Raw genomic sequence first — 15,440 nt, 5'->3', positions numbered from 1 at the left:
TGTTTTACATATAAACTACATGAATAAATTCCTCTTAATACTGTTAATGCCTTTTATAGCCTTTAGTCAGCTTAATTTTGAAAAAGTTAAAGAGCTAATTAAAGATAAACAGTATGATGAAGCAGAACAAATACTTAAAAATTATGTAGATACTAATGCTAATAATATACAGGCAGTTGAGTTATTAGGGGATGTTTACGGGCATCAAAAAAAATGGGATGAAGCTATTATACAATATAAAAAGCTAGTAAAGGCAAAGCCTGAAAATGCAAACTTTCATTATAAATATGGTGGTGTTTTAGGCATGAAAGCTTTATCTGTAAATAAGTTTAAAGCTTTAACTATAATAGACGATGTAAAAGCAGCATTTTTAAAAGCTGCAGAATTAGATAGCAACCATATAGATACACGTTGGGCTTTGGTAGAGTTATATATGAAATTACCAGGAATTATAGGCGGTAGCAAAAGTAAAGCGCTGCACTATGCAAATGAATTAGAAGCACTTTCTAAGGTAGATGGCTATCTTTCAAAGGGATATATTTATGAAAGTGATAAAGAGCCACAACAAGCAGAGAAGTATTATAAAATGGCTGTAAATAAAGGCGGTTCTTTGGTGTGTTATGATAAGCTAACTAAATTTTATTTAGCTCAAAACCTTCCAGAAAAGGCTATTTCTAATCTTAATGAAGCATACAAAAAACACAAAAACGAAGATTTATTGTTACAAATAGAAGCAATTAAAGCCAACAATTATTAACGTAGAAATAATTAAAATAAATTGTGTTTTCTTTTTAAAGAAAAATTTATCAATCAGTATCTTTACAATCTACAAATTTAGTTTATGAACGTACATTTTATAGCTATAGGAGGTGCCGCAATGCATAATTTGGCACTAGCTTTACACAATAAAGGATATAAGGTTACAGGTAGCGATGATACTATTTTTGAACCTTCAAAATCTAGATTACAAGCCAAAGGATTATTGCCTAATGAGTTTGGATGGTTTCCAGAAAAAATTACCCAAGATTTAGATGCCATTGTTTTAGGAATGCATGCCAAAGCCGATAATCCAGAGCTTTTAAAAGCGCAAGAATTAGGGGTGAAAATCTATAGCTATCCAGAGTTTTTATATGAACAAAGTAAACACAAAACCCGTGTAGTAATTGGTGGAAGTCATGGTAAAACCACTATAACATCTATGATTTTGCATGTAATGCATTATCATGACAGAGATGTAGATTATATGGTTGGAGCCCAATTAGAAGGTTTTGATGTGATGGTAAAACTAACCGAGGAAAACGATTTTATTGTTTTAGAAGGTGATGAATATTTAAGTTCGCCTATTGATAGACGTCCAAAATTTCATTTGTACAAACCCAATATTGCACTATTAAGTGGTATTGCATGGGATCATATTAACGTGTTTCCTACTTATGAAAATTATGTAGAGCAGTTTAGCATTTTTGTAGATTCGATTGTTAGTGGTGGAAGTATAAACTATAATGAAGAAGATCCTGAAGTAAAGCGTGTAGTTGAAGCAAGCGAAAACACTATTAGAAAAATACCTTATTGCACGCCAGAATACACAGTTGAAAATGGTGAAACCTTGTTAGAAACTCCAGAAGGACCTTTGCCAATTGAAGTTTTTGGTAAGCATAACCTTAATAATTTAGCAGGAGCTAAATGGATTTGCCAACACATGGGCATTCAAGAAGATGAGTTTTATGAAGCCATAGCCACTTTTAAGGGGGCTAGTAAGCGTTTAGAAAAAATTGCCGAAAGTAATAATAGCGTAGCATATAAAGATTTTGCTCATTCACCTAGTAAAGTTGAAGCTACTACCAAAGCGGTAAAAGAACAATACCAAAACAGAGCTTTAGTAGCCTGTTTAGAATTACATACTTATAGTAGTTTAAATGCAGAATTTTTAAAAGAATACAAAGGCGCTTTAGATGCTGCCGATATTGCAGTGGTATTTTATTCACCGCATGCAGTAGAAATTAAAAAACTAGATGCTGTGTCACATGAACAAATAGCAGAAGCCTTTCAACGCGAAGATTTAATTATTTATACCAATCCAGATGATTTTAAAGACTTTTTGTTTTCGCAAGATTTTAATAACAAAGCCCTGTTATTAATGAGTTCTGGTAATTATGGAGGATTAGATTTTGATGAGGTTAAAGCGCTGATTAAATAGTTAATATTAGTTGGCTTTCCTTAAAATCTTTTCCATTTTCCTACCTCTAGCTAGTTCGTCAATTAATTTATCTAAATATCTTGCTTTTTTAGTTAATTCATTGTCTATTTCTTCAATTCTGTAACCGCAAATAACCCCTTTTATTAAATGAGCGTTAGGGTTTATAGTGGCTCTAGAAAAAAAGGTTTCAAACGTTACTTTTTCATCAATAAGAGCTTTTATTTCGTTATTGTCAAAACCTGTGAGCCATTCAATTACTTCAAGTAATTCTTCTTTAGTTCTGCCTTTTTTTTCAACTTTTGTCACATAATGAGGATATACAGATGCAAACGTCATGTTTGCAACTCGGGCATTATGTTCTGGGGTAGTTTTCATATTATTTTAATTTTTCTTTAAAAAATGCTATAGTACGTTCCCATGCTAAGGTAGCTGCTTTTTTGTCGTATCTAGGTGTACTGTTGTTATGAAATCCGTGGTTGACATCTGGATAAAAATGAGCCGTATATTCTACATTGTTTTCTTTTAAAGCTTTTTCATAGTCTGGCCAACCTGCATTAACGCGTTTATCTAATTCAGCAAATTGTAACAATAGGGGCGCTTTTATTTTTGCAGCATCTTCAGCCGATGGTTGTCCACCATAAAAAGGCACTGCAGCTTTTAAGGTTGGTATTTTTACAGCCATCATATTTGATATCCACCCACCAAAACAAAATCCAACAACACCAATATTGCCATTGCAATCTTTGTGATTTTTTAAATAGTTATATGCAGCAATAAAATCTTCTAACATTTCATTTCTATCTCTTTGACGTTGCATGGTTCTGCCTTCATCATCGTTACCAGGGTAACCACCTAAAGGAGAAAGGGCATCAGGAGCTAAACTTATAAAACCTTCAATAGCTGTACGTCTGCCCACATCTTCAATATATGGGTTTAAGCCACGGTTTTCATGTACCACTACAACGCCTGGTAATTTAGTAGTAGTGTTATCTGGTTTAGATAGCAAACCTTTTATAGCTCCACCACCTTTGGGAGATTGATAAGTAATGTACTTAGAATCAATACGCTCATCATCTGGTTTCACCACAAGATTGTCTAAATAATTGGGAGTTATAAAACTTAATAATGAGGTTACTGTAATGCCTCCAATAGCGTAAAGCGATAGTTTTTCAATAAACTGACGGCGGTCTATTTTATTGTGAGCATAATCATCATAGAGGTCAAATACTTCTTGTTTTATATCTTCTTTTTTTAGTGATTTCATGATTGCTATTTTTTTATAATTTAATGTGTATTAGTGTTTTGTGGTTTCTAAAGTTAAAAAAAGAAGTTGACTTTCAATAATTTATCATACTCCAAAAGGTTTTAAGTAGTGGTCTAAATGGTTATATTGTGCTTGTCTCCATTGCGGTTTTGTGGTAGCTTTTAATTTTTTTAGGCGGTTTAAAATTTCTTTATGGGCTTTAGGTTCTAGTAACAATTTTATTGTATATAAGAATTTATATTGCACTTAAAATTTACAATAATTATCTTTAGCAAATGACAGAAAAAAGTACGTCCTTTTCAATAAAAAATTGGTCGCAAGATGATCAACCCAGAGAAAAACTTCTCTACAAAGGGAAAGCTGCTTTAAGTGATGCCGAATTAGTAGCTATTTTAATAGGTTCTGGCAATAGAGAAGAAAGTGCAGTAGCTTTGTGTAAGCGTATTTTAGCAAGTGTAGATAATAACTTAAGTGAACTAGGGAAGCTTTCTATAAAACAGTTAATGGCATTTAAAGGAATAGGAGAAGCCAAAGCCATAACTATTGCTGCTGCGTTAGAGTTAGGAAGGCGCCGTAGGGGAGAAGAAGCTCTAGAGAAAAAGAAAATTACTTCTAGTTTATCGGTATTTGAACTTATGCAACCTATTATTGGCGAGTTACAACATGAAGAGTTTTGGATTATCTATTTAAATAACTCTAACAAAGTAATTCAAAAAAATCAATTAAGTAAAGGGGGTATTACAGGCACTTTGGTAGATGTACGTTTAGTGCTTAAAAATGCCTTAGAAGCAGGAGCAACTTCTTTAATTTTAGCTCATAATCACCCTTCAGGAACTTTAAAACCTAGTGAAGCAGATAAACAAATTACTGCCAAACTAAAAAATGCTGCAGAAAGTTTAGATATAAAAGTGTTAGACCATTTAATTATAACCGAAAAAGCCTATTTTAGTTTTGCAGATGAAGGGGTGTTATAATTTAATTAAGAATAAATGAATTTTGAAAGAACAATTTAAACTGTTTACTGCTACTGAAAACTGCTTGCTGAAAATATGCTTCTAGTTTATACTCATAAAATATCGCCCAGAGTTAAGTATGTATTTAAGCATATTTGTACCAGAATTTTAGGTATAGAGGTTAGTTTTACTACTGCTATAGAAAAGCTTATTGCGCATGATAGCCTAAAAATGTCATATACCAAACAGCAATTGGGTAATGAGTTTTTTGTAAGAAGTCATGATATTATGTTTGAACAAGGCTTATCTGATGTTGAAGTTAATATTCAAGATTGGGGTAATACTAAGTGTTTTTTCTTTATTGGTGAAAAAGGATCTATTCCGTTTGATATTTTTGCCGCATCTTTTTATCTATTGTCTAGGTACGAAGAATATTTACCCCATGTTAAAGATGAGTTTGGACGTTTTACCGCCACAGAAAGTTTAGGATATAAATACGGTTTTTTACACCAGCCAGTAGTTGATATATGGGCATATAAATTTAAAGAGGCATTACAAAATCAATTTCCAGATTTTAAATTTCCCACAAGAACTTATAGTGTAAGACCCATTATAGATGTACCAAGTGCTTATAGTTATAAACTAAAAGGTATTATACGTACTATTGGAGGCACAGTAAAAGATTTGTTTAAATTTAGATTTAGGAGTTTATACCTAAGGTATGCAGTGCTTCTTGGGTTTAAACATGACCCGTATGATACATTTAAATACATTATAAACAGACAAAAATTATGTAAAAATAAGTTCTTGTTTTTCTTTTTAATAGGCGACTATTCTACCTACGATAAGGGTATTAATGCCAGTAAAAAAAGCTTTATATCGCTCATTAAGCACGTTGCAGATTATTGTAACGTGGGTTTAAAAGTTTCTTATTTTGCTATAGATGATGTTACCATTCTTAAAAAAGAAAAAAATAGAATGGAAGATATTTTAAACACACCTTTAAAAGCATCAAGGCAGTCTTTTTCAAGATTAAATTTACCAGAATCTTATAGAAATTTAATCGATTTAGAAATTAAAGAAGATTACACCATGGGGTATGTTAATCATATAGGTTTTAGAGCAGGCTCATGTACACCTTTTTTGTTTTATGATTTAGATTATGAAGTACAAACACCATTGATGATTTACCCTTATCACCTTTTAGATTACGCATTGTTAAATAACAAATCTTTATTAGATAAAAAGAAAGTTTTAAAAGAAGTTATAAATGAAGTTAAACAAGTAAATGGCGAATTTGTTCCTGTATTTCACAATTATACATTTACAGATGTAGATCAATGGAAAGGATACAAAGAGTTGTTTAATTTAATTTTAGAATCGGCTAATGAAAGTTAACGGAATTACAGATATTTTTTTTGATTTAGACCATACCCTTTGGGATTTTGATAGAAATTCTGCATTAACATTTGCTAAAATTTTTGAACTCAATAAAATTGATGTAGAAGTAAATGATTTTCTCTTTCATTATGAGCCTATTAACCTCAATTACTGGAAACTTTATAGAGAAGAAAAAATTGATAAACAATCGTTGCGATTTGGGCGTTTAAATGATGCTTTTCTTGCCGTTGGAGAAAAAGTTAGTAAAGATTTAATATATAAATTAGCAGACGATTATATCACCTATTTAACCACACATAATTATTTGTTTGAAAACACGTTAGAAGTATTAAATTATTTAACAACAAACTATATACTCCATATAATTACCAATGGTTTTGAAGAGGTACAGCAAAAAAAACTAATTAGGTCTAATATAGATAAATACTTTAAAACAGTAACAAACTCTGAAATGGTTGGAGTTAAAAAACCAAACCCTAAAATATTTAATTACGCACTTAATATGGCTGAAACTAAGGTTGAAAATAGTATTATGATAGGCGATAGTTATGAGGCCGATATATTAGGAGCGCAGAATGTAGGAATGGATGTTATTTTTTTTGATGCAACCAATACGGTAGCAACCAATGGTGTTAAAAAAATTAATAATTTAATTCAATTAAAAAAATATTTATAGTAAAGCAGTATCTTTACTTTTACAGTATAACCATAATTAATTTATAATGAAAGCTAAGTTTTTTTCAGTAATTATTACATGTTTCATAATATCATCAGCATACTCTCAAACTAATTTAAATGAATATAAATACGTAATTGTACCAAATAAATTTGATTTTTTAAGAGAGAAAGACCAATACCAAATGAATTCCTTAGCCGAATTTTTATTCGAAAAATATGGTTTTAATGCTATTATAGAAGGCGAGGAGTATCCAGATGATTTAACAAAAAATAGATGTCTTGCATTACGATCTGATGTTTTAAAAGATAAAGGTATGTTTAAAACTAAGTTACAAGTAGAACTTAAAGATTGTAATGACCGTGTTGTTTATACATCTCCAACAGGCGAAAGTAGAGAAAAAGAGTATGGAAAAGCTTATAATGAAGCATTAAGAAATGCTTTCAAACCTTTTGAAGCAATGCATTATTCATATAAGCCTAAAGAAAATGTAACTGCAATAACTACAAACGAAAATGGATCTCAGCAACCAGTTGCAAATAATAAGGTATCTAAAGAAATTGAAGCGTTAAAAGCAGAAATAGAAAATCTTAAAAAAGAAAAAGAAGTTAAACCACAGCCTACAACTGTAATTACAACTAATCAAAAAATTAATGAAGTTAAAACACAGGTAAAAGAAGAGATTGCTGTTGCAGGTGTTTTATATGCTCAAGAAATAGCTAACGGATTTCAATTAGTTGATAGCTCGCCTAAAGTGGTTTATAGAATGAAAAACACCGGATTAGATAATGTGTTTTTGGTTGAAGGTAAAAGTGCTATTATTTTTAAAAAAGGTAATAATTGGGTAATTGAATATTATTTAGGTAATCAATTAAAACAAGATGTACTTAATATAAAGTTTTAATGTAATACCTTTTTATGCGTTAGGGATTGAACGGTTTGTTGGAGCTCCTCAACATTGTTGAGAGCGACTAGTGAAAGCCCGACCCTTGCGGTAACGCCCTAATAAAATAATTTTTAGTAATTGTACTTGTCTTTCCAACGTTGTTTTAAGAAATCTCTATGAGCTTTTTCTCTGGCGTTATTTCCGGGTTCATAAAACGTGGTGTTTTTAATTTCGTCTGGTAAAAATTCTTGATTAGCAAAATTGTTCTCGTAGTTGTGTGCGTATTTATAATTATCGCCATAACCAAGTTCTTTCATAAGTTTGGTAGGTGCATTTCTAATATCTAAGGGCACACTTAAATCGCCAGTTTCTCGAACTTTTTGTTGGGCTAAATTAATGGCAGCATAGGCGGCATTACTTTTTGGGGAACAAGCTAAATAAGTGGCACATTGGCTAAGTATAATTCTAGATTCTGGATATCCAATGGTAGATACTGCCTGAAATGTATTGTTGGCAATAACCAATGCTGTTGGGTTGGCATTACCAATATCTTCGCTGGCAGCAATTAATAACCTACGGGCTATAAATTTTAGGTCTTCACCACCTTCAATCATACGCGCTAACCAATATACTGCACCATTAGGGTCACTACCGCGAATAGATTTTATAAAAGCTGAAATAATATCGTAATGCTGCTCTCCAGTTTTATCATATCTAACCGTATTATTTTGCACTTTTTCAAGCACCATTGCATCGGTAATAACTACATCATCATCTTGAGAGTTAACAATAAGCTCAAAAATATTAAGTAATTTTCTGCCATCACCACCAGAAAGTTTTAAAAGCGCATTGGTTTCTTTTAGTGTTATATTTTTTTTAGATAAAATTTCATCTCTTTCTAAAGCTCGGTGTAAAAGAGTTTCTAAATCAGTTTTATCAAAAGCATTTAAAATATAAACTTGGCAACGCGATAAAAGTGCCGAAATAACTTCAAAACTAGGGTTTTCTGTTGTAGCACCAATTAAAGTTACCCATCCTTTTTCAACCGCTTGTAATAAAGAATCTTGCTGAGATTTACTAAATCTATGAATTTCATCAATAAACAAAATGGGGTTTTTGGTAGTAAATAGTCCGCCACTTTGTTTGGCTTTTTCAATAACATCTCTAACATCTTTTACTCCAGAATTTATGGCACTTAATGTATAAAAAGGTCTGCCAGATTCTGTAGCAATAATATTAGCTAAGGTTGTTTTTCCGGTTCCAGGTGGTCCCCATAAAATCATAGAAGGAATTAGTCCTTGTTGTATACTTTTTGTTAACGCACCGTTGGCACCAACTAAATGAGATTGACTCACGTAGTCCTCTAAAGTTTTGGGTCTTAATCGTTCTGCTAAAGGCTCATTCATAACCGTAAATTTAGTCTATTTTTTGGTTTGGGCGTGCCCTTTTTTGTGCTTTCCACTGTCAAAGCACAAAAAAGGTCGGGCTTTACGCGTTACACGGTAACTTGCTACAATCCCTCACGCACTTACCTGCCAATTTATCACCAATACCAATTTTGGATTGTTATTTGCTATCTTTAGTTCTATGAAACATCAACACTTCAAATTTACTACAGGTGTTATTGCATACCCAATTTTTTTTGTGCTAATAATTTGGTCTGTGCTTTCTTTTGAGGTGCGTTTCAATGTAAATTTTAATGAATATGGTATTTATCCTTTAACTTTTAAGGGCCTTAGAGGTGTTTTTTTTAGTCCGTTTATTCACGGTAGTATAGAACATTTATATCATAATACAGTGCCCTTATTTGTGTTAACTATGGCGCTCTTTTATTTTTACCGCCATATAGCTTGGAAAGTTCTTTTTTTTGGAATCATTGTTTCAGGATTTTTAACATGGTGTATTGGTAGACCTTCTTACCACATTGGTGCTAGCGGATTAATATACGTACTAGTAAGTTTTACCTTTTTTAAAGGGGTATTTGCTAAACATTACCGTCTTATCGCTTTATCGCTATTGGTTGTATTTCTTTACGGAAGTATGATTTGGTATGTTGTTCCTATTGATGAAAACATTTCTTGGGAAGGGCATCTATCTGGTTTAATAACAGGTTTTCTTTTTGCTCTATTCTTTAAAAAACAAATAGCAAAGCCCAAAAAATTTGAATGGGAGGAGGAACATTATAATGAAGAAAACGACCCTTTTTTAAAGCATTTTGATGAAGATGGTAACTTTATAGAAGCCCCTTCTAACTTCCCCAAAGGTGAAGAAGTTGATAATGATAATAATGATAAAATTACTGTAAACTATGTTTTTAAACCGAAGCCTCAAAACTCAGATGAGGTAGGCAAGAATTAGGGAGCTATTCGTTGCCTTACAGCTTCATATAAAAAAGCACCACAGGCTACAGAAACATTTAAAGATTCAATATCACCTAGCAGTGGAAGTTTAGCCTTATCATCAACAACTTTTAGAGTAGAAGGATTGATACCTCTATCTTCAGATCCCATAATAATAGCACAAGGTTCTTTAAATGATACTTCGTATAGTGTATTGTCTGTTTTTTCGGTAGCAGCAATAACTTTTATTCCAGAGGCTTGCATATAAAAAACAGCATCTTTTATATGATCTACCTTGCAAATAGGAATTTTAAATACCGCTCCAGCACTTGTTTTAATAGTATCTCCATTTACGGGAGCACCGCCTTTTTTCTGAATAATAATGCCATCAACACCAGTGCATTCTGCGGTTCTAATAATAGCACCAAAATTTCTTACATCACTTAACTGGTCAAGTAATAAAAATAAGGGCGTTTTCCCACACTCTATTACATTTATAACTAATTCTTCAATATCATAAAACGCTATTGGTGATATTTGAGCAACAGCCCCTTGATGATTTTTTTTAGTTAAACGGTTAAGCTTTTCAACAGGTACATACGAAGTGTTAATACTTTGTTTTCTTAAAAGGGCTTCTAATTCAGTAAATAATTCACCTCTTAAACCTTTTTGAAGAAAAACTTTATCAATAGTTTTACCTGCATTTACGGCTTCTATAATAGCTCTAATACCGAATATTTGTGTTTGGTTTTGCATGGGGTAAAGGTATAAAAAAAGGTTCAGCAGCTTAGGAATTCTCAGGGTTTTAATTAAAAAAAAGAGGCTGCCTTTTCAGACAGCCTCTTTTTTTTAATTAACTATTTAGTGGACTAGTCAATAAACGGATTGTTTTGAACTTCACTTTGTGGAATTTCGAATGTCAAGATATCATCATTATAAGACCAAGATTCACCAGCTAAATAAGTGTGGTTAGGGCCTCTTGTTACAGTACCTTTATTTCTTTTAAGTGCTAAAAAACTTTTTCCTTCACCAAAGAATTCTATTCTTGTTTGTAAGTAAATTTCATCTTGTAAGTCTTGACCTGTAAGAGCATCTACATAAGCGTAATCTGCAGGATCGTCAAAACGTTCAGCTAAGACTTCTTTTAATCTATCTTTAGCATCACCTTCAAAACCTTCTCTAGCAGATAATTCAGCAGATAACATATACATCTCATCAATTCTCATGAATACATAATCGTCTTCAATAACACGTTGCCCTCCTCGTGAGCGGTTTCCGTTATAGAATTTTTTGAACGGTATTAATTTCTCTGTATCTTCTAATTCATTAACTGGATCAGCAATATCAGCATCACTAGCAAATTGTGTTTTTCTGATATCATTGTCATCGATAGCGTTGTATAAGTTTTCATCAATGGCTTTTTTATCTCCAGCCCATTGGTAACTATAAGTGTAAACATCCATTTGTCCCCACCATGAAATTAAGTCTAAACCTGCATCAGTAGTAATATCAATAGCCCATAACCAACTTGGGTTAGAATCAATTCTGTTAAATCCTCCAACAGTTTGTTCTTTAGTTGTAATTGGTAAGTTAGATTGTGTAATAACTTCATTAGCTAAATCTCTAGCTAAGATATTATCATTGTTTTCTCCCCTAGCAGCATAAACATAGGCAAGTAATGCTTTAGCTACAGATTGATTAACTTGGTAAAGTTCGGTTCTTGTGTAGCCTTCTAGTAAAGTAATTGCTTCTGATAAATCGTCAACCATTTGTGCATAAACTTCTTGAGTTTCACTTTGAGGCAAAGCCACTCCGCTAGAGTCTAGGTATAATGGTAAAATTTTACTCGTAGGTGTGTACTCTGGAATATACAATTGAGAAAGATAGAAATATGCATAAGCACGCATAGCTTTAGCTTGCCCCATTGTCACTTTATTAGCATCTGTAATAGTAGCATCGTTTCCACCTATAGCATCAATAATTCCATTAGCATATGAAATTAATCTATAGTAGTATCTCCAAGCAGTGTAATTACCAGTGATTCGGGTAAAGTCATTGGTAGTTTGTAATTGTACAAATGGCCCGTACCTATTATAGTTATTAGCTGTTAAAGCTAAGTCACCAGAAAGGAAATCTAAATAGATATCGTACCCTTTTTGGCCAAAATCTTCATGGTCAGTTGTTCCGCCTGTTCCTGTTGTAAAGGTTGCGTTAGAAATACCTGTAAGAGTACCTGCTAATATGTCAGAAAAAACCTCTCCTGTTTTAGCTACGTCATCTACAGAAACATTTTCTGTTGGAGTTTCTTCTAAGAAATCAGAACTACAGCCTACAGCAAGAACTGAAATGGCTGAAACTAATAGTGTTTTTAAATATATTTTTTTCATTTTCATTTTTTTAAAATTTAACTCTTACACCTAATGTTACCGTAGTAAGTGGTGCATAACGATATGTGCTTGAAGCATTAGTCTCTGCTGTATTTGGGTTAAATCCTGCTCTTTTACTTTTGATAAATAAATTATCTGCTGTTAAAGAGAAGTTAACGCCAGTAAGACCAGTGTTTGTAAGTAGCGTGTTTGGTAAGCTGTATCCAAGACTTGCGTTATTAAGAGCGATATAATCAGTAGATGTTATGAAACGAGTAGAAGTAGAATTAGCGTTTGAGTTAAAATCAGCTCCACTAGTTAATCTAGGTACGTCTGTAATATCTCCTGGTTCTTTCCAACTGTTTCTAATATCTGTGTGCCAGTTGTTGCTACCAATTTGATCGTTATCCATTAAACGAGAATAAGCAGAATCGTATCCATAACCACCTAGACTGTAAGTAAATTGAGTACTAAGCGTAAAGTTTTTAACTCTAGCATTTATTCTAAAAGCACCCCTTACATCTGGTATAGCAGAATGACCTGTGTATTTTTGAGTCGCATCAGCATAAACACTTGTAGTTGTTTTCTTAATATTATTGTTTCCTGGGTTGTTTTTTTCAAATTCTGTTAAGCTACTGATTGCTTCACCAGAATCAAGAGCATCATTATCGTTAGCATCATTATAGTACTGATTCCAAAGAGCACTACCGTTATCTGGATCTACACCTGCCCATTCTCTCATATAAAAATCGTATATGCTATGACCTTCAGACCTACCATAAATAGTGTTTATATCTAATAATTTTGCTTCTCCTGTTGCTTCATCAAAAGGCATTCTTGTAATCTCATTATCCAAAATCTCACCATTAATAGCTATACTTAATCCATAATCTTTTCGGTTAATAATGTTTGCTGTTAAATCAAATTCTAAACCTCTGTTAGCTAAATTTCCATCATTTACGGTAATTAAAGCTTCACCAGTTGAAGGCGCTAATCGTTTATCAAAGATTAATTTGTCAGTATCCTTTACGTAATAATCTAAATTTAAGTCAATAACATTTTTAAATAAAGAGGATTCAATACCAACTTGAAACATTTTTGAAGTTTCCCAAGTTAAGTCAGGATCTTCAATGGCGTTAGGGATTAATGAAATTTCACCAATTAAATTATTGATACTATAAGAGTTTTGACCACTATAATAATCAACACCACCTTCATCACCAACTAAACCGTAACTAGCTTTAAGTTTTAAGAAGTTAATTGCTTCTGAAGAGTTTAAGAAGTCTTCATTGCTCAATACCCATGCAGCACCCACAGATCCAAATGTACCCCATTTGTTTTTGTAAAACCTAGAAGAACCATCACGCCTAATAGAACCTGTTAAAAAGTACTTTTGGTTGTAGTTATAATTAAGTTGACCAAAATAACTTTCCATAGTTCTAGATCTTCTATATCCCATTGGAGGAGAAGATACAACTACGTAGTTATTGGCTTGATCTAAACCATTTTGTAAATTAACCACCTTGTTTTTGCTTATAGAAGCATATTCATAATCGTTTTGGTTAGTTTCAAATGCAGCAAGAATTTCTAAACCGTGATTTCCAAAACTTTTGCTATATCTAAGCATGTTTAAGAAGTTTTGAGTAATCTCAGAAGTGTTTACTTTAAATAAACTACCTTTTTGAGAATCTCCAGCAGCTGAGCCATAGAAAGGGTTGTTAATGACATTACGAATACGATTGTAGTATTGTATACCATAGCGTGTTTCAAAACTAAGGTCTTGAGTGATGTCAAATTTAAAAGAGAATGATCCGTTAACGGCGTGCGTGTTATTTTCGTCTCTATCGTATTCAGAATCTGCAATAGCGTTGGTTAAACCACCGAACCCTCTGGTGTTACCATAATCGTATTGGTAACCACCATAATAAGGATCTTTAACTTTATTACCATTGCTATCTCTTAGATATAAAGGGTAAATAGATGGGATGTTATCTACAAACCAAAATACGCTACCTGAATCTTCAGATTGCCCATTAGATAAAGTTTCATCATAAGTATAACTAAGATTACCTGAAGCCGTTAACCATTCTTTTGGTTTATGATTTATATTTAAACGTGTTGTATAACGTTTGTATTCAGAATTATTTATGTAACCTTTTTGATTTAAATAGCCAAAAGAAGAAAAGTATGTTGTTTTTTCATTACCGCCACTCATTTTTAAGTTTGCTTCAGTAAGAATAGAAGATTGGAAAGCATTATCTTCCCAGTTTTCTGGATTATATTTAGTTGTAACCCCAGGAATCATTTTACCTGTTGTAGGATCAATTAATTGGGATACATCTGTAATGTTGTAGTTATTATACATTGGGTGAATACCTAAATTTGAACTATATAGGTATTGATTTGCATAATCAACAGAGTTAAGTGAAGGATACTCTAACTCGAAGTAATTTTTAAGTGCACCCCAAGCAATTTCAATATATTCGTTAGGGTCTTTAATGACATCATATCTAGGAATAGCTTGGAAGTTTACACCAGTTTTAAAATCTGTTTCAATAACACTAGTTCCTGATTTACCTGATTTGGTAGTAATTAATACTACACCATTCGCCCCACGAGCACCATAAATAGCGGTTGCGGTTGCATCTTTTAATACAGTAGTACTTTCAATATCAGCAGGGTTAATAGAATTTAATGCTTTGTTATTTACGGCCTCACCATCTTCGTCAAAGCTAGAAGATGTCGTTAAAGGCACACCGTCCACTACATAAAGAGGAGCTCTGTTTCCATTAACTGATCCAAAACCACGAATACGTACTTTAGAAACAGTGCCAGGTTGACCAGAAGTGTTAATAACATTTACACCTGCAACCTCACCAGCTAAAGCTTGGGTTACGTTGGCAAAGTTTTTTGTTTCTAAAACTTCTGATTTAATTTCTTTAACGGTACCTGAGAAAGCTTGTTTTGTAGAAGTACTATACCCTACAATGATAACTTCTTCAAGAGATGTTGCATCCTCTTTCATAGTAACATTAATTGTGCTGGAAGATCCAACAGTAACTTCGCTAGTTGTATACCCAACAAAACTAAACACAAGAACGTCTCCTGCGCTTGCTTTTATTGAATATTTACCATCGAAATCGGATGATGTACCAGAGGTGGTACCTTTTACTAAAACAGTAGCTCCAGGTAACGGTAATCCAGAATCATCTGAAATTGTACCTGAAATTGTCTTTTCTTGTGCAAATGATATATGCACAACAAACGCTAGTATTAGCGTTAGAATTCCACTAAACTTTGTTTTCATTTTATAATTATTTGAATTAGTCAATGCCAAAAATCATAATAAAAAGTTAAT

At 32.6% G+C, this 15,440-nt stretch carries 13 protein-coding genes; 7 read left to right on the top strand and 6 right to left on the bottom strand.

From position 1 onward, the window contains the following. The first annotated feature begins 19 nt into the window (after positions 1 to 19). Positions 20 to 757: a lipopolysaccharide assembly protein LapB gene (locus BWZ22_RS03680; protein WP_076698067.1), complete on the top strand. Its 738-nt coding sequence runs from the start codon at positions 20 to 22 to the stop codon at positions 755 to 757. Between the two features lie 84 nt (positions 758 to 841). After that, on the top strand, positions 842 to 2,197 hold the full coding sequence (gene murC / locus BWZ22_RS03675; RefSeq protein ID WP_076698065.1) for a UDP-N-acetylmuramate--L-alanine ligase: 1,356 nt from the start codon (positions 842 to 844) through the stop codon (positions 2,195 to 2,197). Between the two features lie 6 nt (positions 2,198 to 2,203). Here the strand turns inward: murC and BWZ22_RS03670 are convergent, their stop codons facing one another. Together BWZ22_RS03670 and BWZ22_RS03665 are read right to left on the bottom strand one after the other, a co-directional pair. Then, on the bottom strand, positions 2,204 to 2,572 hold the full coding sequence (locus BWZ22_RS03670; RefSeq protein ID WP_076698064.1) for a DUF2200 domain-containing protein: 369 nt from the start codon (positions 2,570 to 2,572) through the stop codon (positions 2,204 to 2,206). Position 2,573: 1 nt separating this feature from the next. Then, positions 2,574 to 3,461: a dienelactone hydrolase family protein gene (locus BWZ22_RS03665; protein ID WP_076698062.1), complete on the bottom strand. Its 888-nt coding sequence runs from the start codon at positions 3,459 to 3,461 to the stop codon at positions 2,574 to 2,576. 275 nt (positions 3,462 to 3,736) lie between these two features. Here BWZ22_RS03665 and radC point away from each other — a divergent pair, with 275 nt between their 5' ends. The 4 genes from radC to BWZ22_RS03645 all read left to right on the top strand — a co-directional run bounded on the left by radC (position 3,737) and on the right by BWZ22_RS03645 (position 7,395). Continuing rightward, on the top strand, positions 3,737 to 4,435 hold the full coding sequence (radC, locus tag BWZ22_RS03660; protein ID WP_076698061.1) for a DNA repair protein RadC: 699 nt from the start codon (positions 3,737 to 3,739) through the stop codon (positions 4,433 to 4,435). A gap of 75 nt (positions 4,436 to 4,510) precedes the next feature. Then, entirely contained in the window at positions 4,511 to 5,812 is a 1,302-nt protein-coding gene (locus tag BWZ22_RS03655; RefSeq protein WP_076698059.1) for a polysaccharide deacetylase family protein, read from the top strand. Continuing rightward, on the top strand, positions 5,802 to 6,491 hold the full coding sequence (locus BWZ22_RS03650) for a YjjG family noncanonical pyrimidine nucleotidase (RefSeq protein WP_076698057.1): 690 nt from the start codon (positions 5,802 to 5,804) through the stop codon (positions 6,489 to 6,491). Before BWZ22_RS03655 ends, BWZ22_RS03650 begins: the two co-directional genes overlap by 11 nt. A 46-nt stretch (positions 6,492 to 6,537) precedes the next feature. After that, the gene (locus BWZ22_RS03645; RefSeq protein WP_076698056.1) at positions 6,538 to 7,395 is read left to right on the top strand and encodes a hypothetical protein; all 858 of its coding nucleotides are present in this window, start codon (positions 6,538 to 6,540) and stop codon (positions 7,393 to 7,395) included. Between the two features lie 113 nt (positions 7,396 to 7,508). Here BWZ22_RS03645 and BWZ22_RS03640 read toward each other — a convergent pair whose 3' ends face one another. Continuing rightward, on the bottom strand, positions 7,509 to 8,783 hold the full coding sequence (locus tag BWZ22_RS03640) for a replication-associated recombination protein A (RefSeq protein WP_076698054.1): 1,275 nt from the start codon (positions 8,781 to 8,783) through the stop codon (positions 7,509 to 7,511). A gap of 181 nt (positions 8,784 to 8,964) precedes the next feature. On the opposite strand from BWZ22_RS03640, the gene BWZ22_RS03635 reads away from it, so the two are divergent. Beyond that, on the top strand, positions 8,965 to 9,735 hold the full coding sequence (locus BWZ22_RS03635) for a rhomboid family intramembrane serine protease (protein WP_076698053.1): 771 nt from the start codon (positions 8,965 to 8,967) through the stop codon (positions 9,733 to 9,735). Here BWZ22_RS03635 and rlmB read toward each other — a convergent pair. The 3 genes from rlmB to BWZ22_RS03620 form a co-directional block, all read right to left on the bottom strand. Continuing rightward, positions 9,732 to 10,472: a 23S rRNA (guanosine(2251)-2'-O)-methyltransferase RlmB gene (gene rlmB / locus BWZ22_RS03630; RefSeq protein WP_076698051.1), complete on the bottom strand. Its 741-nt coding sequence runs from the start codon at positions 10,470 to 10,472 to the stop codon at positions 9,732 to 9,734. The two genes, BWZ22_RS03635 and rlmB, sit on opposite strands and share 4 nt — an antisense overlap. A gap of 113 nt (positions 10,473 to 10,585) precedes the next feature. Further along, positions 10,586 to 12,103 carry a RagB/SusD family nutrient uptake outer membrane protein gene (locus tag BWZ22_RS03625; protein ID WP_076702257.1) on the bottom strand — a complete coding sequence of 506 codons (1,518 nt, stop codon included), beginning with the start codon at positions 12,101 to 12,103 and terminating at the stop codon, positions 10,586 to 10,588. 10 nt (positions 12,104 to 12,113) lie between these two features. Next, positions 12,114 to 15,389, bottom strand: a complete 3,276-nt coding sequence (locus tag BWZ22_RS03620) for a SusC/RagA family TonB-linked outer membrane protein (protein ID WP_076698050.1) — start codon at positions 15,387 to 15,389, stop codon at positions 12,114 to 12,116. Positions 15,390 to 15,440: the final 51 nt, after the last annotated feature.

Source organism: Seonamhaeicola sp. S2-3 (assembly GCF_001971785.1).
Classification (GTDB): Bacteria; Bacteroidota; Bacteroidia; order Flavobacteriales; family Flavobacteriaceae; genus Seonamhaeicola.
Note: the sequence above shows the minus strand (reverse complement) of the source record. Positions and strands in the feature narration are given on the sequence as shown.